Consider the following 20785-nt stretch of genomic DNA (forward strand, 5'->3'; position numbering starts at 1 on the left):
TCAGAGCGAAAGAATATGGATGGCGCAGGCGGCGTGGTCCACGCCCCAGATACCGCCGCCCGTCACCTGCGTGAGGCCGATGCGCGCCCCCTGCACTTGCCGTGCTCCCGCGCGGCCTTGCAACTGCTCGCAGACCTCCACGATCTGCGCGACGCCGGTCGCGCCGGGCGGATGTCCCTTGGCGAGAAGGCCGCCACTTGGATTGACCGGCACCCGCCCGCCCAGGGCCGTCGCACCGCTGTGCAGCAACTCCGCCGCGCCGCCGCGATCGCAAAGCCCGAGCGCTTCGTAGTAGAGCAATTCGGAGATGGTGAACGCGTCGTGCACTTCCAGCAGACTGAGGTCCTGCGGGCCCACGCCGGCCTGCTCGTAGGCCAGCCTGGCGGCGCGCGCCGTGATCTCGGCTTCCGTCATATCGACAGGGGTGGTTTCGAACAAGCCGGACTGCACCACGGACGCCAGCACCTGAACCGGCTTTGCTACGCCTTGGGAGGGCTTGGTGCTGAGCACGAGTGCCGCTGCACCGTCAACCACGGCGGGACAGCACTGCAGCAGCGTGAGCGGCTCGGCCACGGGGCGGGATGCAAGAATCTCCTCGCGGGTCGCCAGCTTTGCAAACTTGGCGATGGGATTGAGAACACCGTGCTTTCGGTTCTTCACGGAGATGTCCGCAAGCGTCTCGAGCTTGAGCCCGCGGTCGTGCATGTATCGCCGAGCGCGCATGGCGTACAAGGCGGGCATGATCATGCCCCGCCTGTTGTTCCAGTCTTGCTGGCTTAGCTGCAATGGCCCGCCTCCGAGGCCGCTCAGATGGTCCATCCCGAACACCAGGACGGTGTCGTACTGCCCAACCTTGAGCGCCTGCAATGCGAGATTCAGTGCGGTCGCTCCGCTGGAGCAGGCGTTGTCCATGTTGTAGACAGCGCCCCCGTGCGCATGCAGTTCACGCAATGCCCGCTGCCCCGGCAACATGGCCCCGAGCGCGTTGCCGCAGTAGAACGCCTGTACCTCGGAGAGTCGCGTGCCGGCATCTTCCAGGGCATCAAGAATGGCCGACTGGACCATGGCCTCTTCGGTGAGCTCCGGAAAGCGGCCGAAGTCGGTGATTCCCACGCCGGTGATCATAGGTAGCTTCATTTCATTGCTCCTGGAAGGCGTAGTCGGGTGTGCCGTCCGGCAACGCGAAGGGCACCACGCGCACGCGGCTTTCGATCGCAGGCGGGCTTCCATCGAACAAGAGCCGACCGAAAGCGCGAACGCCCGACTCGAAATCGACCATCGCCAGTGCGTAGGCGGGCTTGTCCTTGCCGGGATGGACCACCGTGAAGCTGTAGAGGGACCCGATCGGGCCGAGCTCGATTTCCTCGATCGGCTGGTCGTGGTGAACGAATGCGATCGGCGGGAACTGGGGGGGCTGACCGCCTGCCTGTGTGGCCACAAGCACCATGCCGCCGGGGGTGTCACGGATGTGGGAATCCGTGCGCTTGATGATCTTCAAAGGTGTCTCCTGTTCCGGTGGCAATGGCCACGGCAACAGGAAGTGTGGTGACCCGCGGCCGCCCCGTCATTGGATTTGTACTGGGCATTCTTTAGCCTTCCTAAAGCGTGCAAAGCGTGTAGTTCTGCTAAAGCCAGGGCAGCCGAACTGCAAGGACGCGCGCCGTGCGCACGCGCATACTGAAGGAATGAAAGAACAAATCAGCGTTCCGGTTACCTTGATGCGCGGCGGCACAAGCAAGGCTGTCTTTCTCGCGCAGCGTGACGTGCCGTCCGATCCGCAAGCGCTGCAGCGATTCCTCCTGGCGCTGTTCGGGAGCCCCGATGCGCGCCAGATCGACGGGCTTGGAGGCGCCGACATTCTCACAAGCAAATGCGCAATCATCGGACCACCGTCACGGCCTGACGCAGACATCGACTACACCTTTGTGCAGATCGGGATCGATCAGCCCAGCGTGAGCTTCGAGATCGTCTGCGGCAACATCTCATCGGCCACCGGCGTCTACGCGCTGCAGGAGCGCTTGATTCCCGTGCAGGAACCCGCCACCACGGTGCGCGTGCACAACACCAACACCGGGAAGATTCTGCGCATGGTGGTGCAATGTGCGCACGGCGAGCCCCGCGTGGAAGGCGACACCGAAGTGGATGGGGTGCCAGCCAAGGGCGCCGAGGTCGCGTTGGACTACTCCGGCACCAGCGGGGCCACCACGGGCAGGTTGCTGCCCACCGGGCAGGCACGTGATTCGGTCTATGTTTCCAAACTCGGTCGCGAGATACCCGTCTCGATCGTCGACGTGGGCACGGCATGTGTGTTCATCCGCGCAGCGGATCTGGGCGTCACGGGCACGGAGCTTCCCGGTCAGCTCGACTCCGACATCTATGAGATGGCCGAGGAGGTCAGGCGCTGGGCCGCCGATCGATGCAACCTGCCAGCGTCAGGAACCCTCACGCCTTACCAGATCCTCATCGGCGAAGCGCAGGACTACCGAACCATCGGCGGCGATCGAATCGTCAAGTCATCGGAGATCGACTTCGTGGCACGCATGGTTCTCAATGGCGGCGCGATGCACAAGGCCTTTCCGGGCGGTGGCTCGGTCTGCCTTTCCGTGGCAGCACAGATCGCAGGGACGATCCCGGCTGAGGCGCGAGGCAGTCATGCCGGTCCCACGCGCATCCACATCGGTCATCCGAGCGGGGTGATCGGAATTTTTGCGAACGTGGCTCGCACTGCCGACGACGAGTGGACGGTCCGAGAAGTGCACTTCACCCGAACCGCTCGACGGTTGTTGGATGGCACCGCCTACGTGAGACGAGCACTTCTCGAAGTGGACTGACCCCGCCGGACTGCCAATGCGGCAGTTCTGAAGACGGCGGCGCTGAGGACCTTTGGTCACGAACCTTGGGGCCACACCGGTGGGCCAGCCGGGGAGCACGGGCCGCCTGCGCTCTGCCAGAGCTCCCGTGACGTTTTCATCAAGGCCAGTACGTCATTGGCGTCCAAAAGTCAGACAGGAGATATTTCACATGCGCAAGAACACCACGGCCGAGGCATCGCAATGCTGAGGCGCGATCTTTTTTCTCTGCAGGACCGCACCGCAATCGTCACGGGTGGCTCCCGGGGCATTGGCCGCATGATCGCCGAGGGATTTCTGGCGCAAGGCGCACGCGTCTACATCAGCGCGCGCAAGGCCGCGGCATGCGATCTGGCGGCTTCGGAACTGTCGAAGCACGGACATTGCGTCTCGCTGCCTTACGACGTCTCCACCGTCGACGGCTGCCGGGCCGTGGCCGCTGCCTACGCGCAGCATGAGACCACCTTGGACATCCTGGTCAACAACGCCGGCGCGGCCTGGGGAGAAGACTTCGATGCTTTCCCCGAAAGCGGCTGGGACAAGGTGGTCGATCTCAACATGAAGACACCCTTCTTCCTGACGCAGGCGCTGTCCGAACCGCTGCGCGCCGCGGCCAAGGAGCGTGTGGGGAAGATCATCAACATCGCGTCCACAGATGGCATCGCGCTCAACCCTCAGGAGAACTACTCCTACGTCGCCAGCAAGGCGGGCTTGATCCACCTGACCCGGCGCATGGCACTGCGCCTGGCGCAAGACCACATCGCGGTCAGCGCCATTGCACCTGGCGCGTTTCCCTCCGAGATGAACCGCAACGCACGCGACCGCGGCGACGAACTGTCCGAACACATACCCGCCAGACGCATCGGCACTTCGGAGGACATCGCAGGCGCGGCGATCTTCCTGGCGTCGCGTGCAGGTGACTACGTGATGGGCGCTACCCTGGTGGTGGACGGTGGTGTGACCCACGCCCGAGCCTACAGGTGAGTGTGTCGATGGGATGACCGCTGGTGTGCTGCGACGCGCTGACATGAAATCGCGTGTCATCTACCGACTCGAAAGCTGACGAGCGCGTTTTTCGCCCCGGAGGAGCTCGACCGCCGGCTGAAGTCCTGAGGGATTTCATCGACAAGCATCGTGACACCTTCGGGGTCGAGCCGATCTGCAAGGTCTTGCAGGTCGCCCCGTCGGGCTATCGGCGGCACGCGGCACTGCTGCGCGAGCCGCACAGGCGCGGCGCCAGGGCGCAACGCGACGATGCCCTCATGCTGGCGATACAGCGCGTCTGGCAGGCCAACATGCAGGTCTATGGGGCCGACAAGGTCTGGAGGCAGCTGGCGCGCGAGGGCACTGCTGTGGCGCGCTGCACAGTCGAGCGGCTGATGCGGCGCCTGGGACTGCGGGGCGTGATGCGCGGCAAGGTGGTGAAGACCACGATCAGCGATTCCAGAGCACCGTGCCCGCTGGATCGGGTCAACCGGCAGTTCCGCGCGCAGCGACCGAACCAACTGTGGGTCTCGGACTTCACTTACGTGTCGACATGGCAGGGCTGGCTGTACGTCGCCTTCGTGATCGATGTGTTCGCCCGGCGCATCGTGGGCTGGCGGGTCAGCAGCTCGATGCGCACGGACTTCGTGCTCGATGCTTTGGAGCAAGCGCTGTACGACCGTCAACCTGAACGCGACGGCAGCTTGATTTGTCACTCCGATCGCGGCTCGTAATACGTCAGCATCCGGTACACGGGACGACTGGGCGAGGCTGGCATTGAGCCATCAGTCGGCAGCAAAGGCGATTCCTACGACAACGCCCTGGCCGAGACGATCAACGGCCTCTACAAGGCCGAACTGATCCATCGCCGGGCACCGTGGAAGACCAAGGAGGCGGTGGAGTTCGCGACGCTCGAATGGGTGTCCTGGTTCAACCACCATCGCCTGCTCGACCCCATCGGCTACATCCCGCCTGCAGAAGCTGAGGCAAACTATTACCGGCAACTCGCCAGTCAGACCGCCACGATGGCGGCATGACTTAAACCAACCGGCCTCGATGAAAGGCGGGGCAATTCATCGTGGAGTAAAGTACTAGATCCTCAACACGGAGCCCGCAAGGGAAGGACACATGGCCACACCGGAAGGGGCAACGGCAACCGCTTCAGCTGCGAACATTCTTGGAACAGAGATGGCGCTGACGGCAGCCTTGAGAGCGCTCATCAAGGCTCACCCCCACCCTGATTTGCTCGCGCAAGAACTTTCGCAACAGCGGCAGTTCTCCCAAGCTCACCTTGAAGCAAGCCCTGTCCCAGAAAAAGCACTTGTAGGCTTCGAATTAACCTGGGCCCTGATCCTTCATCAGGACCCAGCCCAAGACGTGCGGCTTGTGCCGGCGACGTAGGTTAGGCCCGCCCGCAAGGACGCTTCTTTCTCCATCTGCCGCGTGAAGCAGCTGCAAGAGACACGCCGGCCTAATGCAGCTTTCAAGCGCCACAGCGTATCTATCGGTGCCCGGTTGCGTCGGCGTGCCGCTCGCAGACGGCGCCGCCAGCTCCCCGTCGCCCAGCGATGCGCGCCAGATCTTCTCCTCTCGAGTCAGCCCGGCCGACAGGTCGGCGAGCCGATCGAAGGGGTCGGCGGCTGGCGCCCTTCGCCGGCCGCTGGGGGCGCTGCGCTGGCTGCACGGACGGTGACACGATAGGCGGCGAGTTGTTGCTGCAGTTGGCGAGCGGCGGCGCCAGCGCGATCAGCATCAGCGCGAGAGAGACAAAGCCATGAACCAAACTGCACTGTTTCACTCACGGGCGGCTGCGCCGGCATCTGTCCTTCCTTGGCCACAAAACCGGCGGAAGCGGATGCGCCGTTCGTTTTCGAGGACACCGAGGCGGGGCATCGCGTCGCGCACACCGCGCGCCGGGTCGACTATCCAGCTGTCGACGAAGCGCTGCGCGGCGCGGAGCAGCGCTTCCGACGGGAACTCGACAGCCAGCTCGGCGCCGACATGGTGCCGGCGCTGCGCGCCTTCCAGAACGCCCGCGAATCCGGCGAAAGTGATCCATCCAGTAAGCGCCCAGCCGCCCCACCTTGAGTAAAACCGGTGGTTAAACGATGCTGTCCAGTTAACTTCTAACTGGACGGTTATGGACGTGGCCCCCAAGTCGCGGCGCAGGCACAGCGCTGAGTTCAAGGCACAAGTTGTGGCCGCGTGCGCAGAGCCTGATGCCACGGTTGCAGCGGTCGCGCGAGAGCTTTCGGCCTGAACGACAACCTCGTTCGCGACCGGTGGCGCGGTCGCAGCGGCGCGGGCGCTTCCAAGACCATCGGAATATCGCTGCAAGAATCAGCGCCAGAGCTTGTTGCGCTGTCGCTGCCTTCATCGCCGCCACCCCCAGCACCGGCGCCAGCGATCGCTCCAGAGGGGATCCGTCTTCAGTTCAAGCGTAGTGCAATCTGCGTAAGCGCGACGTGGCTGATCTCGGTTGCTGCCGACTGCGCGGCGTGGCTTGATGAGGTGCTGCGTTGATCCGCATCGACGCGCTGTGGCTATGCACGAAGCCCATGAAGCGCGCGACGAGGACATCAGCGAACGGCTGGACATCATTCCGGCCGAGTTTCTTCATGCACCGCCATATCTACGGCGAGTGGGCCTGCCGCCGCTGCGAGTGCCTGGTGCAGGAAGCGGCCTCGCCACAGATCATCGACGGCGGCATGCCCGCCACGGGCCTGGTGGTGCACGATGATCAGCCGCTTCGTGGATCGCGTTCCGTATTACCGTCAGGAGGCCATCAACGCGCGCTCGGGCGTGCACACGCCGCGCTCGACGCTGGCGAGTTGGTCCGGTGGCGGTGGCGCGGCACTGGAGCCGCTGTTCGTGGCGCAAAAGCGCTTCGTGCGCTCGGCGAGGGTGCTGCATGCCGACGAGACGCCGGTGGCCATGCTGGACCCCGGCGCGGGCAAGCCCAAGCGACCTACGTGTGGGCCTATGCGCGAAGTGCCTTCGATGCGTTGCAGGGAGTGGCCTACGACTTCTGCCTTGGGCGAGGGTCGCAGTACCCCATCGCGTTCTTCCGCGCGGATGATGACCAGACTGCCCACACATCTGAACAGTCGCATTGACGACTCTTGCCACATTGCTGGCAACCCATGGTCTAACAGCCTTCGCCTCTCTGCCCGGGACTCTCAAGAAACGATTTCAATGCTAAGTCGACGGGTCCCAACTGAGCGTTCTGCCGATGAGCGCAGTCTTCTCGGAAGCCCCTATCCGAACCAAGGAACTGCATCGAATTGAGGACAGATCGCACCAATCTCGCTGCGCCGAATGACCAATTCGACTGCCGGTTCGAGTTCCTCTTCGTACGAGGAAGCGAACTGTCGCAGCGTTACGTGGTACACGCCCGACGGCGTGGGCAATCGGACATGATGAGCGGCATACGGCGCTGTATCGCTGAACTGCGCCGCCATCGTCAACTGGGTGTAGTCAGTCAACCAAAGCCCGCCCTCGCCAACCCGAATCAGCCCTGATACCTCTCGCCGTGCAGCGGCCGTCGACGGGGTGTCAGAAATCCGAAGGGACGCATCGGCCAAATCAGGGCCTGGATAGACCGCGAACAGCGCCCCAGTGCTCATCTGCTCCACGAAAGTGGCGAGCACCTGATCGAGTGTCCAATCTTCACTCACGTATCCCGAATATGTATCAGGACACACCAGCGCGACAAAGCCGTCCTCGTCCACCACGGCATGCAATTCAAACTTGGCTTCACTCACAGGCGGGCTCCATCACTTAGCGGATTTCCATTATCCACAGGGACGACCGGACCAGGAGCAACCGAACACTCAAAACGGGTTTACTGCATGCTGCCGGCGATGGGTGGAGCGGAGTTTCGAACGCCCCCGAATGCCTCAAGCGTCAAGATATTGGGTTCGATCCACACACCTCACAGGGGGCCAGCAAAGTTAGATCTGCAGCTAACAGTTCATGCCGTCAAAATGGCATTGCCAGCCGCTTACTCTGTCCATGGCCGAGATCGCGTTGACCATACGCGGAGCCAAGGTCCACGACGCTGCACGCGCGGCTGGCGTCCGAGATCTGGGCGACACGGGCGACACGGGCGAGGCCTACTTCGAAGTGCGGCCCTGCTCTAGTCTTACTGTGTCATAAATGAAATAATGCGATCCTCTCGTCTTCGCACCGGAGGATTGATGAATGCAGCCGAGCGCTTCGATAGCTACCTGGAGCACCTGAGCGCAGGCTTGGGTCACGCGGACCGGCACGCCGGCCTTCGGGGCTACTGCACGGGCCTGATGCTTCCCCTGTCGCGCAAGAGCGTGGAGCCCATGGCCGCGCGAGTGGATCCGACACACGCCAGCGCACGGCACCAGTCACTGCACCACTTCGTGGCCAAGGCCGAGTGGTCCGACACCCAGATGCTGCGTCGCGTGTGCCAGTGGGTGATGCCCAGGATGGACTTCAGCCAGGGCGGCTGGTGGATCATCGACGACACCGGGTTCCCGAAGAAGGGCCGCCATTCGGTCGGTGTCACGCGCCAGTACTGCGGGATGCTGGGCAAGCAGGACAACTGCCAGGTGGCCGTGAGCATTTCGCTGGCAAGCAAACAGGGCAGCTTGCCCGTCGCTTGGCAGTTGTACCTGCCCGAGGACTGGGCGGCAGATGCTGAACGCCGCACCAAGGCTGGCGTTCCCGATGAAGTGCGCTTCGCCACGAAGACGCAGATCGCGCTGCAGCAATTGCGTACGCTGCTGGACGAAGGCGCGCCGCGCCATTGCGTGCTGGCCGATGCGGGATACGGCGTGGACAACGCCTTCCGCCAAGCGCTCAGCGACATGGGCTTGCTCTATGCCGTAGGCATCACATCTGCTGTCGTGGTCTGGCCGCCTGGCGTTCAGCCGCTGCCACCCAAGCCTTACAGCGGCATGGGCCGCCCGCCAGTGGTGCCCAGGCGCACGGCGGCGCTGCAGCCTATGAGCGTCAAGGCATTGGCGCAGTCATTGCCAAGCCGAGCGTTCCAGAACGTCAGTTGGCGCGAGGGAACCAACGACACACTGAACGGCCGCTTCGCGGCCGTGCGGGTGCGCCACGCTGGCGGCAATACGGGCAAGGCACGTCTGCGTCCCGAGCAGTGGCTGCTCATCGAGTGGCCAGCAAGCGACGCTGAGCCGAGCAAGTACTTCTTGTCCACCCTGCCAGAGGACACACCGATCAACGAGTTGGTCGACATCGCCCATCAGCGTTGGCGCATCGAGCGTGACTACCAGGATCTGAAGCAGGACTTCGGCCTCGGCCACTACGAGGGCCGAGGATGGCGAGGGTTCCATCATCACGCCGCGTTGAGCATCGCGGCCTACGGGTTCCTCATGGCCGAACGCCTCGTTGCCGACAAGTCTGTCGGCGGTAAAAAAAACTTCATCGAACGCCAGGTGCTTGCCCTTCCCGAGGATTACATCCCCCGCGGAAGTCCTGCGCGCGCAGCGCCACGTGGCGACGTCAATCACGACATTGCGCCATCGACTGAGCTACCAACTGATCGCTCGTCTCGGGCAGTGTCCCTGCTGCGGAAGGGCAAGCGCAAAGCTACTCTTGTGACACAGTAAGACTAGACCTTCGTCACCGATCAACATCGGTTTAACGCTCGTCGCGCGGGACGGCTCGGGGCGATTGTGTTCGAGCATGACTCGGCAGGCTTGCGTGATCGAGTAAACGACGGCGGATTGTGGCGGGCTGCCGGCGTCCCTTCTTTCCACCTTTGCATGAATCAGCAATGCCGCCGCCAACAACTCTACTGAGCGGATGGCGCCCGGGCACGTGACCGTTAAGGGCAGGCTCTCAAGCTCAAGCTTTTGTAGGTACTGGAGAGTCACAAGCGCTGATCTCATTTCCGCAGAGTACGAAAGGGCCGGTCAGGGCACATTGTCAGATCACGCTTATGTCTTTGCAAGCGACATTCGATTTCTGCGCCGCGTCGATATCTGCTTCCGCATAACTGGCAGCAAGGGTCGGAGGCAACTCGGGACTCACTACAGCCGTTCTCGCAAACCTATTTGCGCCCACAGACTGCAAGTCTGGGGTCTCATAAAAATAGTCAAGATCCGCTCGGATACTGGGGCGACGTCAACCCCGTCCAATCGTCCCTTTGGCAAGCAGCATCGTTCACCGTTCACGGACCATGCCAAGGCGCATACCGATGGTTGGGGCCAGGCTCTTCGCAAGAGTTTCGGGGCGAATTGTTCTGCTACTCAGCTGCATCGCCCGGGGACGGCAAATTCACAGGCAACGTGACATGGAATGTCGCCCCGGCATGACTCCCAGCACTTTCGACCCGAATCGTCCCGCCGTGGTGCTCGACGATATGGCGGGCAATGGACAGGCCCAGCCCCAGCCCTTGAGCGTTCGCCTTGAGTTGCTTCGTGAACGGCGTGAAAACGTGTGGGAGCAATGCTTCCTCGATGCCGCTGCCCGTGTCCGCCACCGACACGGTGTACGCCTGCGCATCGCAATGCAACTGCAGCTCGATGTGTCCGGACGCCGGAGTGAACTTGACTGCGTTGGACAGAAGATTCCAGAACACCTGCTGCAGACGATGCGGGTCGGCCATGAGCGGCAGTTCGCCAAGTTCGTCCAGCTCTGGAACCACGACGGAAATCTGCTTGGCCTCGGCATGCGGCACCACGGCAGAGATTGCTGCCTTGAGGATGTCGCGGAGCGACGCAGGTTGCATGTCGATGCGCAACTGGCCGGTGCGGGTTCGCGCCGCCTCGATGAGGTCCTCGACCAGCCGTGCTTCGGTATTCACGTGGTACTTCATGTTGACCAGGGAGGCCCTGATGGCCTCCGGATCGGCGAGCGCACCGCGCAGCAGGATCTCGATGCGCATGCCGAGCACGGACAACGGCGTGCGAAGCTCGTGCGACACGCTGGCCAGAAACACCTCGCGCAGCCGGCTGAGCTCCTGAAGGCGCTCGATCGCCTCGGCATGGCGGACCGTGGACTCGATCATGGTTTCGAGCAGTTCGGTGTACACCGTCATGCGCGACTCGGGAACGGGTGACTCCAGCCGCACCTCCGCCCAAAGCCGTGCGCCATCGACACCCAGCTGACGCGCAATGCGCTCGCATCCCAGCGGTGTTCCGAAGGTGGCGAATGCCCATCCGTAGACGATCACGCCACGCACTTGGCCTCCGATCAGTAACGGAACTGCCTGCAGGCGCAGTTCGTCGCCTACGCTGGCGTTACCGGGTGCACCCGTTTCGAGGACCTGCGCGGCAAGGTCCCGCTCGACCTTGTCGCCCAGCCGGCCCTCGTTCCATACGCCTGCAGTTGCCAGCAGGCGCGCGACCTTTGAAAAGGCAAATGGTCCGGCCTGCCTTTCGCAGTCCAGGTCATAGGCGCTGACGCAAAGTTCGGTCGCCGCGGCGAAACGCGACAAGGCGCGACGCCAGCCTTCCCAGTCCAGCCCCGCCGGACGGTTCTCAGGGCTCTGGGCGTCCGCGCCAGCGTTCACTTGGTCGTCTCGGGAGGCAACTCCGGCGAATCCGGCAACGCCTTGCCGTGCGCGACGGCGTCCTCGATCACCGGGCTCTTGCGCGACGGTGAGCGAGCGAGCAGCCCGTAGTAGGAAGAGAAGGGCAACTGCGGCACGGGCGCAGCTTCCTCTCCCTCGGCCGCCGATTCGTCGAGCAAGGAAATGCCGCCTGCACCGATCACGTACTCGCGCGTCGTCTGGATGTTCTTGCTCCCACGCACCTTCGGCACCGCGATCGCGCGGCGCAGGCGCGTGGAGATTTCCACGTAACTCAGCAATATGATGTTGTCGACCAGGTGCGAGCCTTTGAGCTCCTGGCTGATCTGAGAGACGCCCAGGAGCTCGGGACTCTCGTAGTTGAAGAACGCCGTCGCGAGCCGGCCTTTGACGAAATCGGCCAGCGCATAGAGAAAGTCGGAAGCCTGGTCGGGACTCGCCATCTCGTAGACGGCCACCGAGTCGAAGACGATGCAGTCGATGCCTTCCTTCTCCACCAGCTTCGTCACCCGGTCGAAGTGCACGTCCAGCTCCAGTTCCAGCGGCGATTCGTAATGGATGAAGAGCGAGCCCTGCCGCACGAGGCCCTCCAGGTCGAAGCCCAGGCTTGCCGCGTTCCGGATCAGCTGGCGCGGATGCTCATCCAAGGTCACCAGCAGCGCCCGCCGCCCGGCTTGTACGGCCGTGGTGAGAAACTGCACGCCCAGAACCGTTTTGCCGGTACCGGAGATGCCGGTGACCATGGTGATCGAGCCCTCGTAAAGCCCACCGGCCATCATCACGTCCAGCGCGGCGCACCCCACGGACACGCGTTCGGTCGACGTGGGTTGGTCCTCGTCGACCTTGGGGCGCGACTGGGCACGCCGATACACGTGAATGCCGGTGCCGGCCTCGATGCGCATGGAATGGTTTCCGCTGATGAAATCCTGGCCGCGCGACTTGACGACCGCCAAGGTCCTGTGGACCCGGCGACGCACTTCGTTGCGGGTCAGCGAGATGATGGTGTCGAAGACGAATCGCTCGTGGGCATGCGCCTCGAACTTCGTTTCCGCGCGTTCCGCGGTGACGAGCGTCGTGACGCCGAGCCGGGCGAGCCCTTCGACAAGCAAGTGCACATCCTCTCGAAACGGCTTGTCGTTGGCCTCGGCATAGAGGCGAAGCGGCGTCAGGCCGTCGATCATCAATCTGCGCGCACCGATGGAGGCCAGCTCAGCGGTGAACGCGCCGTCGGCGGAGCGGAATTCATTGAGCAGCACCGCTGGCGAGGTCTGGATGATCTTGACCTTGCGCTCATCAATGAGCCGCTGCAAGTCCCAATTGAACCCCTTGGCGTCCCGCAACAGTTTCTCGGGATCGAGCTCGAAGGAGACGATCACGCCGGGTTCGTCGTAGAGAGCCGCACCCGCGTGAATGAAAGCCAGTCCCAGGGTAGTCTTCCCGGCGCCGGGCGCACCTTCGACCAGGATGTTGTTGTTCCGCTGCACGCCTCCCAGAAGCACCTCGTCCAACCCTGGAATCCCGGTGCGCACGGGGTTTTTCTTCATCTAAGTCCTTCGGATCGTCGTCTTGGGGGATTCGAACTTTACTCTGCAAATACCTGTTTCCGAAAGTAGAGCTCATCCCCAAGCAGGTGCGCGTGCTACAGCACCACCGCATCAAGAAAGCCTGCCCCCTGTTGCGATCGGAGCTTGAAGGTTGCGCTGACGCCGGCACGCATCATCCCGCGCAGCCTGCTCACCGGGCAGGCCTAGGCCTGGATCATCACTGGCAAGTATCAGTGGATGCTGCTGTATCGCACGGCCGCGCCGCTTCGACGGCGACATCGCGAGCAATACGCTGGCCTCCGGTGTCGTGCGCATCCGCCAGGCTGTGCGAAATCAGGGATTACCTTTAGCGATTCGCGCCTCATATGTCGTCGCGACGACCGCTGCCGCGAACGTCCATCCTAATCTTCCGATACGCAAAACAGAAGGAGACATCCATGCTCGCTACAGCTCGCAGCCTGCACAAGGAGGCTTCTCCTTGGCTCGGTGTCCAGGCCGCCGCCGCCCGCATCGCAATGGCGGGGGCACTGTTCATCGCAGGCTGCGGCGAAAGTTCGGACGCGTCGACGTTCTCTTTCATTCCGGGCGTGGGCCCCTCCCCTGCCCCGCAGACGCCGGCCGCGCTCCAGATCAAGACGCTCTCTTCGCCGCCCGACATGATCAGCGGCGGCGACACGCTCGTCGAAATCACCGCACCCGTAGGCGTTGCACTCGACAAGGTGCGCGTGAGCCTCAGCGGCAAGGACGTGACCTCGCAGGTGCCGGTGGTCAACAGCACCAATCGCGTACTGCGCGGGCTTGTCACGGGACTCACGACAGATCCAACCAGCACCGCGGTCAGCGTCAGCACGCTGGTGGTGAGCAATGCCGAAGCCGAGGCGCAGCGCAGGGAGGCCAAGCTGGTCAACTACCCAATCACCGGCCCAGTACCTCCTCGCGCAGCTCTTTCCTGGGCTGCTCGATGGGCTTCAGACTTTCAAGGCCTTCCCCGAGACTTTCATGCCGAACGTCTAAGAATGCCGATTGGCTCCTGCCGTCTTCGCGAGCGACCTCGCACGCTGGACCACCGCCAAGCAAGTATCCGTCCAAGGCTTTACGGCTGGGACCTGCAACTCGTGGAATCTGGCGTTCGCCAGCCTGCTGATTGGTACCGACTATGCGCCGGGTTGTGCGGTCAGCGTGACCTGCCCCACCGTGACCGAAGTCGCTCACCAACTCGCAGTACTGCGGTGGCAGGTCTTCCAACGAGCGGCCGATCAGCGGCTGCAGGCCCTGCACCTGCACGCCCCTGCAGAATGGTCTGGCCGGCATGCCGTGCCGCATGCGGATTCTTCGGACGCAGGAACTCGCGCAGGCGCTGCAAGTCCTGCAGCGCCGCGGGCGCGAACCTCACTCGCGGCATTCGGGCGCGGGCAGTTCGTTGTCCATACCCCAACTGGTCAGCCAAGCCTGCACCTCTTCGCCTGTAGCGTGCAGACCTTTGCGCTGGAATTCCTCCCAGGCAGCCACCGCCTGCTGGTGCATCTCCTGGCGCTTCTCCTCGCGCTCCACGTACTGCGCGATGGCTTCGCGCATGAGCCAGTGCGGTGCACGGTGACGCGCCTCGGCCAGGCGCTCCAGGCACCCCTAGAGCTGCGGGTCGAATTTGACCGGCGTCATGGCTGATGGCGGAGGAAGAACTCGAAGTGGTCATGAGTAATACGTTACCCAAGTCCGCGCTCATGGCCAATTGCAGTCTGGTTGCTCGCAGCCCATGTTACGTTTTTGCGGGGCGCGTCTACCCTGCTTGATAGACGCCTAGCTCACTTTCAGTGGTAGTCGTCCTCTCGCTGATGCCGAATAGCAGACACCACGATCTCCCTTTCGCTGACGACATGAAACAAAGCGACGTGGCCTGACGCGCCAAATGGAATGACCAGTTCCCGCTCCAGCCGGTCGTCGAAGGCAATTCGACAAGTGAAGGGATTGGTCTCCAAGATCCGGAACTCCCTTCGGATGGCCAGGAGCGCGCGGTCCGGCAACTCCCAGTCTCCATGCGTGAGCGCGGCGTCAAGAAGAAAGGCTTCAAGACGCTGCAGATCTTCCACCGCTTCGCGCGTCAACCGCACGACGTATGTCACGGGCGCCGTGTGAAGACGCCGCCGCGCTCCGCCTCGACCGCCTTGCGCACGATGTCAAACCGGGACTTCATCGCCTCGAGGACCTGGTCTGCCGCATAGGACTCGCCCGTCTCAAGCGCGCGGGCAAGCGATGCGCGTCCACGCGCCACGAATTCTTGCTGCGCCTTGCGACGACGCGCCGCATCGATTGAAGCCTGCTCAACGAAATGCGACAGCGTTTCCCCGTCGAGCAGCACGCCCTCGATCTGTTCTCGAACGGCGGCCGTCACCCGGACCGGGGGGAGTTGGGTCGTCTTCATGGCCCCAATGTATAGCAAATGCTATACATCAAGTCGGAAGCCGACCTCCACCTGGCGGCCACGCCAGCTTGGCGGAATGCCGCTCGGTGAGAGCGTTGCGTCCGGCGCCTGGCCCATCGCGCCCCGCCCACGAAAGAAAGAAATGAACACCGCCCCAGACCCAAACATGTTCCAGCGGGGATACCGCGCGGGCGACAAGGCAACGGTGGATCTGTCGGAGGAAGAGAACGAGACCTTGCTCAGGGCCTTCAAGGCAGGTTTTGTGCATCGCCACGGGAAGCTTGAGTCCGGCCTACATGGGTCAGGAAGCCGCACACCGCGCGAGACTGAACGCCGACGACTTCACACCCTACGTCAGCATCGCGGCCATGCGGGACTGGGCAGAGGTACTCGGCGGACGCCCTGTCGCCACCTCACACCCGCCGCACATCGGCCAAGCAGCACGGGATGTCTGGAACACCGGCAAGGTGTGAACCCGGATCCCGCCCGGAGCGGGCCCCATGTCGGCGTGGCCCAACGCACCTCCTCCAGCAAGAAGAAGAAGCGCGCGCGGGAGGAGAGAGCTGGCTATTTATCGTGATCAAGCGACGGATGGGTGTGTCCATCACGAACTTGCGCGGAGGGGCGCCCACATCGCGAAGCAACCGACGCAACGGCACTCCCCAGCCGGCACCGCCCGGGAACACCTCGCGCCCCTCACGGGTGCGCAGTCACTCCCGTAGCGTGGAGACCACCGACAGGCTCTCGGCTTGGAGTCGCCCCCGCGGGCGCTGAGGCCGGTGTGGATCCGCAGTTCGGTGCCCCCCAGATGCCGGTCTGCGCAGTGCATTGCGTGCAATATGCAACTGCAAACACATCAATTCCATTCAAGTCGGATCTCCTCGAAGATCGCATTTCTCCAAGCGATCACGAAGAGAACACGATGACTGAAACCCTCGCCCAACACCGCGACGTTCCGAGCGCCATCGCTGCGCCATGGTCGCCAGAAACCACCGCAGCATGCGTTTCTTGCGTCGTGCGTTCGCGCCGGGCCACGCGCGCATTCAAAGCCAGCCCTCTTCCTCGGGAAGCCGTGGAGGAGATCCTGACCGAGGCAGCCTGCGCCCCCAGTGGCGCCAACATCCAGCCCTGGCGCGTGTACGTGGTCAGTGGCGAGGTGAAGGACGGCTTGACGCATGCGCTGGTCACCGCGTCACGCGCTGGCGTTGCGCCAGCACCGGCGCATTTCCCTGACCCCTTGCCCCACATGTTTCGCAACCGGCTGCAGGACTTCGGTGCCCGCTACTACGCATCGCTCGGCATCGAACGCTCCGACACCGCTGCGCGCACGCGCCAGACCGAGCGCAACTACGCCTTCTTCGGCGCCCCGGTCGGCCTCATCTTCAGCATCGACCGCCGGTTGAAGCCACATAGCTGGATCGACCTCGGCCTGTTCGCGCAGACCGTGATGCTCGCGGCCAAGGCACGCGGCATCGACACCTGCCCCCAGGTGGCCTTCGCGCAGTTCCACGAGCCGATTGCGTCGTATCTGCAGATGCCGCAGGAAGAGATCACCGCGTTCGGCATGTCCATGGGATACGGGGACACGCAGGCCCCGGTGAACCGGGCTGCCATGCCCCGGGTTCGCTTGCAGGATTTCGCACAGATCCTCGGGTTCGCCGGCTGAACCCCTGCAACGCCACCCATCATTTTTTCAAGGAGAAGCTCCATGCACGCTTCCTGGCTGCTCGCCATCACGCTCACCGCCGGAGCGACCGGCTTGTTGACGACCCCTGCCGCGAACGCACACGGCGCGGGCGAAAGAGTCACGCCCGCGTTACAGCAGCAGATTGCGAACATTCCCGGAAAGTCGCTGGTTGCCGTGGTCGTCGACTACGCGCCCGGCGCCGGTTCGCCCTCCCATGTGCACGCGAAGTCCGCGTTCATCTATGGCTACGTGGTCTCGGGCGCCATCGAGTCGCAGGTGAATGAAGGCCCCAGGCAGATCCTGCGTGCTGGAGACAGTTTCTATGAGCCTCCCGGCGCACGGCACACCGTCAGCAGGAATGCCAGCAAGACCCGGCCCGCAAAGCTGCTGGCGGTGTTCGTCGTGGACAGCGCCGACACGGCACTCACCACCCCCATTCAATAACCGATCAAGAGGATCACAACCGTGAGCAACCGCATCGACTACAACACGGTCGCCCCGGCTGGCGTCAAGGCGCTGGGCGGCGTGTATGGGTACATCTCGAAGAGCGGCCTGTCGCCTGTTCTCGTCGACCTGGTGTACCTGCGCGTTTCCCAAATCAACAACTGCGCCTACTGCCTGGACATGCACACGCGCGATCTGCTGAAGAAGGGCCAGCCCATCGAAAAGATTGCCCTGCTGCAAGCATGGCGCGAGGCTGGCGCGCTCTTCGACGCGCATGAGCGCGCTGCTCTGGCCTGGGCTGAATCGGTGACCCGCGTGGCAGAGACCGGCGTGCCCGACAGCGATTTCGCCGCCGCCCGCTCCGTGCTCAGCGAGCCCGAACTCGTGGACCTGACGATCGCCATCGGTCTGATGAACACCTACAACCGGATGGCAATCGCGTTCCGCAACACGCCCCAGGCCCTGGCCGCCCTGTGATACGGGGCCACTGCAGCGGCGCGCACGCACAAGCGACATCCACCAGCACAAGGACCACGCCATGACGCACTCAGCCATCCCTGGGGTGTACATACCCGACAGCAAGCTCGCGCGGGAGATGACCCAGTTCATCCGCGACACCGAGAGCGATCTGCTCTTCCACCACTCCGTGCGCGTGTATTGCTGGGGCTACCTGACCGGCGCCCGCACAGGCTTGAGCTTCGATCCGGAGCTGCTCTACGCGGCGTCGATGTTCCACGACATCGGCCTCACCGCACGTTACCGCGACAGCCAGTTGCGTTTCGAAGTGGACGGTGCGAATGCCGCACGGGAATTCCTGCGGAGCCACGGCGTGCGCGATGCAGACATCGAGACCGTCTGGAACGCCGTTGCGTTGCACACCACGCCGGGCATACCGCAGTTCATGCGCCCGGAGATCGCACTGGTCCAGGCCGGGGCAGGCATGGACGTGGCGGGCCGCGGCTACGACCAGTTTTCCGAGGCGCAGCGCGCGGCCGTGGTCGCCGCCTCTCCGCGGGAAGCAGACTTCGCGCAGGGCATCATCGACGCCTTCTACGAAGGCATGCAACACCGCCCGCTCAGCACCTTCGGCACCTTCAACGACGATGTCCTAGCTTTCAAGGACCCCGCCTTCCAGCGCATGGACATGTGCAGCATCATCCTGGCTTCGGACTGGACCCGCAGAACGGGCTGCCAGGCGGCAGGCGGCTGCCCGCGCCACGACCATCCACACCCCCCGGCAAACGGCTAAGCCACCTGTTGCGCCACCCGCGCGATGCTTTCCTGCAGCCACACCTGCGCGGGGTCGTGGTCATTGCGGCTGTGCCAGACCGCGCGGAACGTGGACAGCGCGGTTGGATAGGGCGGCTCGCGCACCAGTAACTCGCCCGCACCTGCCAGACTGCGCGCCAGCGACGACGGCATGATGGACAACATGTCGGAGCCGCGTAGCAAGGCTGGAATCGCCAGGGAATGCGGGACGGTCGTGCGATACCGCGGCGCCAGGCCCTCGGCCGACAACGCCTCTTCGAGCGCATGGCGGTCGAACATCTCGGCCTGCCGCGCCAGGCCACGCTCCAGGATGAAGCCGCCGACGGCACCCTCCTCCTGGCCGCCCACAGACACCGTCACCAAGCGATAACGCGCCAGGTCGCGCAGTGCCAGCTTGCGGCGAGAAGCCGGGTGCCCCTTGCGCATGACGATCATCTCGCCCTGCGTCATCAAGGTCCGCGCGCTCAGGCGCGACGGCACCTGCGCGAAGATGCCCACGGCGATGTCGATCTTGCCGACGTCGATCTGCTCGGCGAGATCGAGGCGCGTGGACGGCCGGACCACGAGGTCGATGCCGGGGGCCTCCACCGCCATGAGCCGGCTCAGCTCCGCCACCATCACCGCCGTCAGGTGGTCGTTGGCGGCCACCGCGAAGCGGCATGTGGACTTGCCCGGGTCGAAGGGCTCCACCCCCAGCGTGGCCTCGATCCGGCGCAACGAGTCGCGCAGCCCGTCGGCCATCGCCGCTGACCGTGCCGTGGGCACCATGCCCTTGGACGTGCGGACGAACAGCTCGTCGCCCACCACCTCGCGCAAGCGCGTGAGCGCGTGGCTGACTGCCGACTGGCTCAGGTTCAGGCGCTTTCCCGCACGCAGCAGGTTGCGGTCTTCATAGACCGCGTCGAACACCTTGATGAGGTTCAGGTCGATGCGTCCGATGCTCATGGTGCGCGTCTCCGATATTGCACGGCGTGCATTGTGCTCTTGCAAAACGGGCGATTCCGTTCATGGCGACGGATGACGATCATGGAGCCCACAACCCCTTGCAACCTCGCGGAGCCCCCCATGAACCCACTCTCACGCCGGCGCTTCGGTGCCCTCGGTCTCACCACGCTGGCGACCTCGGCACTGCAGCCCATGGGCTGGGCGCAAGCCCCGGCGCCCCCGCGACGGATCGTCGTGGGTTACCCCGCAGGAGGCACGCTGGACCAGACCGCGCGCCGCGTGGCCGAGGCATGGCGCAAGCAAGGCATTACCACCATCGTCGACAACCGGCCTGGCGGCGCGGGCCGCCTGGCCAACGCACAGCTCAAGCGCGAGCGCGCGGACGGCAACACCCTGCTGTGCACGCACACCTCGGCGCTCAGCATCTACCCGCACGTCTACACGAAGCTTGCGTACGACGCGGCAGCCGATTTCGTGCCCATCACACCGGTCGTCTCGGCGACCTGTGCCCTGGCCGTCAGCAACGCCGTCCCCGCGACCGTCAAGACCCTCGCCGACTACGTGCGGTGGGTGCAACAGGCTCCCAGCCGCGCTATGTTCGCGTCGCCGGCGGCGGGCTCCATGGCGCACTTTCTGGGTTTCCAGTTGTCCGAGGCGGCGGCGCTCAAATTGCAGCACGTGGGCTACCGAGGTTCGTCGCCAGCCATGAACGACCTGCTCGGTGGTCAGATCCCCGCGTACCTGGGCTTTGTCGCCGACTTCCTGCCGTACCTGCAGAGCGGCAAACTGCGCATCCTGGCCGTGAGCGGCGACAAGCGCTCGCGCGCCATGCCTGGCGTTCCGACCTTCGCCGAGCAGGGCTACCCCGCGATCACCGGCGTCGAATCCTACGGTGTCTTCGCTCCCCCCGGCACACCCGAAGCCGTGGTGAAGAGGCTGTACGACGACGTGCTCACGGCCAGCAAGGACCCGGCCCTGGTGGCGGGCTTCGAGGAGGTCGGGATGGAGCTGTTCACGCTCACGCCCAAGGCCTACGAAAACCACATCCGGACCGAACGCGACAAATGGGGTCCGGTCGTGCGGGCCTCCGGCTTCACATCAGAGGAGTGA

At 64.0% G+C, this 20785-nt stretch carries 22 protein-coding genes, 1 pseudogene and 1 other annotated feature; of the genes and pseudogenes, 14 read left to right on the forward strand and 9 right to left on the reverse strand.

All coding sequences use genetic code 11. The annotated features are described in order from the left end of the window. Both BM013_RS28685 and BM013_RS28690 read right to left on the reverse strand, forming a co-directional pair. Positions 1–1137: a thiolase family protein gene (locus BM013_RS28685; protein WP_093131457.1), complete on the reverse strand. Its 1137-nt coding sequence runs from the start codon at positions 1135–1137 to the stop codon at positions 1–3. Between the two features lies 1 nt (position 1138). Beyond that, a complete protein-coding gene (locus BM013_RS28690) occupies positions 1139–1498 on the reverse strand; it encodes a Zn-ribbon domain-containing OB-fold protein (protein WP_093131459.1) in 360 nt (119 codons plus the stop codon). A gap of 187 nt (positions 1499–1685) precedes the next feature. On the opposite strand from BM013_RS28690, the gene BM013_RS28695 reads away from it, so the two are divergent. From BM013_RS28695 to BM013_RS41890, 7 genes and pseudogenes are all read left to right on the forward strand, one after another. Then, positions 1686–2831 carry a PrpF domain-containing protein gene (locus BM013_RS28695; RefSeq protein ID WP_093131461.1) on the forward strand — a complete coding sequence of 382 codons (1146 nt, stop codon included), beginning with the start codon at positions 1686–1688 and terminating at the stop codon, positions 2829–2831. 222 nt (positions 2832–3053) lie between these two features. Then, positions 3054–3833 (forward strand): SDR family oxidoreductase, encoded by a 780-nt coding sequence (locus BM013_RS28700; RefSeq protein ID WP_093131463.1) that lies wholly within the window; start codon positions 3054–3056, stop codon positions 3831–3833. 83 nt (positions 3834–3916) lie between these two features. Then, positions 3917–4033 (forward strand) — a sequence feature (AL1L pseudoknot). Continuing rightward, positions 3923–4870: pseudogene (locus BM013_RS28705) on the forward strand (IS3 family transposase); the annotation flags it as partial. (Overlaps the previous feature by 111 nt.) Positions 4871–4961: 91 nt before the next feature. Further along, the gene (locus BM013_RS40760) at positions 4962–5234 is read left to right on the forward strand and encodes a hypothetical protein (protein ID WP_143098384.1); all 273 of its coding nucleotides are present in this window, start codon (positions 4962–4964) and stop codon (positions 5232–5234) included. A gap of 429 nt (positions 5235–5663) precedes the next feature. Next, the gene (locus BM013_RS28710; RefSeq protein ID WP_177225598.1) at positions 5664–5921 is read left to right on the forward strand and encodes a hypothetical protein; all 258 of its coding nucleotides are present in this window, start codon (positions 5664–5666) and stop codon (positions 5919–5921) included. Positions 5922–5973: 52 nt separating this feature from the next. Then, positions 5974–6093: a transposase gene (locus BM013_RS42235; protein ID WP_093131465.1), complete on the forward strand. Its 120-nt coding sequence runs from the start codon at positions 5974–5976 to the stop codon at positions 6091–6093. 476 nt (positions 6094–6569) lie between these two features. Then, positions 6570–7121: an IS66 family transposase gene (locus BM013_RS41890; protein ID WP_256221735.1), complete on the forward strand. Its 552-nt coding sequence runs from the start codon at positions 6570–6572 to the stop codon at positions 7119–7121. Here BM013_RS41890 and BM013_RS28725 read toward each other — a convergent pair. Continuing rightward, positions 7091–7597 carry a hypothetical protein gene (locus tag BM013_RS28725; protein ID WP_093131467.1) on the reverse strand — a complete coding sequence of 169 codons (507 nt, stop codon included), beginning with the start codon at positions 7595–7597 and terminating at the stop codon, positions 7091–7093. The two genes, BM013_RS41890 and BM013_RS28725, sit on opposite strands and share 31 nt — an antisense overlap. 435 nt (positions 7598–8032) lie before the next feature. Between BM013_RS28725 and BM013_RS28730 the strand changes: the two genes are divergently transcribed. After that, positions 8033–9442 carry an IS701 family transposase gene (locus BM013_RS28730; RefSeq protein WP_093131680.1) on the forward strand — a complete coding sequence of 470 codons (1410 nt, stop codon included), beginning with the start codon at positions 8033–8035 and terminating at the stop codon, positions 9440–9442. Positions 9443–10080: 638 nt separating this feature from the next. Here the strand turns inward: BM013_RS28730 and BM013_RS28735 are convergent. After that, positions 10081–11349 (reverse strand): sensor histidine kinase, encoded by a 1269-nt coding sequence (locus BM013_RS28735; RefSeq protein WP_093131469.1) that lies wholly within the window; start codon positions 11347–11349, stop codon positions 10081–10083. Continuing rightward, complete coding sequence (locus BM013_RS28740) at positions 11346–12911, reverse strand: ATPase domain-containing protein (protein WP_093131471.1); 1566 nt, start codon at positions 12909–12911, stop codon at positions 11346–11348. Before BM013_RS28740 ends, BM013_RS28735 begins: the two co-directional genes overlap by 4 nt. A 656-nt stretch (positions 12912–13567) precedes the next feature. On the opposite strand from BM013_RS28740, the gene BM013_RS42240 reads away from it, so the two are divergent. Further along, entirely contained in the window at positions 13568–14380 is an 813-nt protein-coding gene (locus BM013_RS42240) for a DUF6351 family protein (RefSeq protein WP_371281148.1), read from the forward strand. Here the strand turns inward: BM013_RS42240 and BM013_RS28750 are convergent. The 3 genes from BM013_RS28750 to BM013_RS28760 form a co-directional block, all read right to left on the reverse strand. Next, positions 14301–14531: a CopG family ribbon-helix-helix protein gene (locus BM013_RS28750; protein WP_371281150.1), complete on the reverse strand. Its 231-nt coding sequence runs from the start codon at positions 14529–14531 to the stop codon at positions 14301–14303. The two genes, BM013_RS42240 and BM013_RS28750, sit on opposite strands and share 80 nt — an antisense overlap. A gap of 188 nt (positions 14532–14719) precedes the next feature. Further along, positions 14720–15031, reverse strand: a complete 312-nt coding sequence (locus BM013_RS28755; protein ID WP_093131475.1) for a type II toxin-antitoxin system RelE/ParE family toxin — start codon at positions 15029–15031, stop codon at positions 14720–14722. Continuing rightward, positions 15028–15330 (reverse strand): YlcI/YnfO family protein, encoded by a 303-nt coding sequence (locus BM013_RS28760; protein WP_093131682.1) that lies wholly within the window; start codon positions 15328–15330, stop codon positions 15028–15030. The genes BM013_RS28755 and BM013_RS28760 overlap by 4 nt, the downstream gene beginning before the upstream one ends. A gap of 922 nt (positions 15331–16252) precedes the next feature. Here BM013_RS28760 and BM013_RS28765 point away from each other — a divergent pair. The 4 genes from BM013_RS28765 to BM013_RS28780 all read left to right on the forward strand — a co-directional run bounded on the left by BM013_RS28765 (position 16253) and on the right by BM013_RS28780 (position 18710). Further along, positions 16253–16996 (forward strand): nitroreductase, encoded by a 744-nt coding sequence (locus BM013_RS28765; protein ID WP_093131477.1) that lies wholly within the window; start codon positions 16253–16255, stop codon positions 16994–16996. A gap of 42 nt (positions 16997–17038) precedes the next feature. Further along, a complete protein-coding gene (locus BM013_RS28770) occupies positions 17039–17461 on the forward strand; it encodes a cupin domain-containing protein (RefSeq protein WP_093131479.1) in 423 nt (140 codons plus the stop codon). Between the two features lie 21 nt (positions 17462–17482). Then, positions 17483–17938, forward strand: coding sequence for a carboxymuconolactone decarboxylase family protein (locus BM013_RS28775; RefSeq protein WP_093131481.1), 456 nt, complete (start codon positions 17483–17485; stop codon positions 17936–17938). Positions 17939–17999: 61 nt separating this feature from the next. Then, complete coding sequence (locus BM013_RS28780; protein WP_093131483.1) at positions 18000–18710, forward strand: HD domain-containing protein; 711 nt, start codon at positions 18000–18002, stop codon at positions 18708–18710. Here the strand turns inward: BM013_RS28780 and BM013_RS28785 are convergent. Further along, positions 18707–19675, reverse strand: coding sequence for a LysR family transcriptional regulator (locus tag BM013_RS28785; protein ID WP_093131485.1), 969 nt, complete (start codon positions 19673–19675; stop codon positions 18707–18709). The genes BM013_RS28780 and BM013_RS28785 overlap by 4 nt on opposite strands. A gap of 120 nt (positions 19676–19795) precedes the next feature. On the opposite strand from BM013_RS28785, the gene BM013_RS28790 reads away from it, so the two are divergent. Further along, a complete protein-coding gene (locus BM013_RS28790; protein WP_256220282.1) occupies positions 19796–20785 on the forward strand; it encodes a tripartite tricarboxylate transporter substrate-binding protein in 990 nt (329 codons plus the stop codon).

Source organism: Variovorax sp. OK605 (assembly GCF_900115445.1).
Taxonomy (GTDB): Bacteria; Pseudomonadota; Gammaproteobacteria; order Burkholderiales; family Burkholderiaceae_C; genus Variovorax.

Coding starts and splice junctions, on each gene's coding strand:
- BM013_RS28740 (WP_093131471.1), bottom strand. CDS start 12,911: ATGAAGAAAAACCCCGTGCGCACCGGGATTCCAGGGTTGGACGAGGTG.
- BM013_RS28765 (WP_093131477.1), top strand. CDS start 16,253: ATGACTGAAACCCTCGCCCAACACCGCGACGTTCCGAGCGCCATCGCT.
- BM013_RS28780 (WP_093131483.1), top strand. CDS start 18,000: ATGACGCACTCAGCCATCCCTGGGGTGTACATACCCGACAGCAAGCTC.
- BM013_RS28770 (WP_093131479.1), top strand. CDS start 17,039: ATGCACGCTTCCTGGCTGCTCGCCATCACGCTCACCGCCGGAGCGACC.
- BM013_RS28730 (WP_093131680.1), top strand. CDS start 8,033: ATGAATGCAGCCGAGCGCTTCGATAGCTACCTGGAGCACCTGAGCGCA.
- BM013_RS41890 (WP_256221735.1), top strand. CDS start 6,570: ATGATCAGCCGCTTCGTGGATCGCGTTCCGTATTACCGTCAGGAGGCC.
- BM013_RS42235 (WP_093131465.1), top strand. CDS start 5,974: ATGGACGTGGCCCCCAAGTCGCGGCGCAGGCACAGCGCTGAGTTCAAG.
- BM013_RS28760 (WP_093131682.1), bottom strand. CDS start 15,330: ATGAAGACGACCCAACTCCCCCCGGTCCGGGTGACGGCCGCCGTTCGA.
- BM013_RS42240 (WP_371281148.1), top strand. CDS start 13,568: ATGATCAGCGGCGGCGACACGCTCGTCGAAATCACCGCACCCGTAGGC.
- BM013_RS28695 (WP_093131461.1), top strand. CDS start 1,686: ATGAAAGAACAAATCAGCGTTCCGGTTACCTTGATGCGCGGCGGCACA.
- BM013_RS28700 (WP_093131463.1), top strand. CDS start 3,054: ATGCTGAGGCGCGATCTTTTTTCTCTGCAGGACCGCACCGCAATCGTC.
- BM013_RS40760 (WP_143098384.1), top strand. CDS start 4,962: ATGGCCACACCGGAAGGGGCAACGGCAACCGCTTCAGCTGCGAACATT.
- BM013_RS28685 (WP_093131457.1), bottom strand. CDS start 1,137: ATGAAGCTACCTATGATCACCGGCGTGGGAATCACCGACTTCGGCCGC.
- BM013_RS28785 (WP_093131485.1), bottom strand. CDS start 19,675: ATGAGCATCGGACGCATCGACCTGAACCTCATCAAGGTGTTCGACGCG.
- BM013_RS28790 (WP_256220282.1), top strand. CDS start 19,796: ATGAACCCACTCTCACGCCGGCGCTTCGGTGCCCTCGGTCTCACCACG.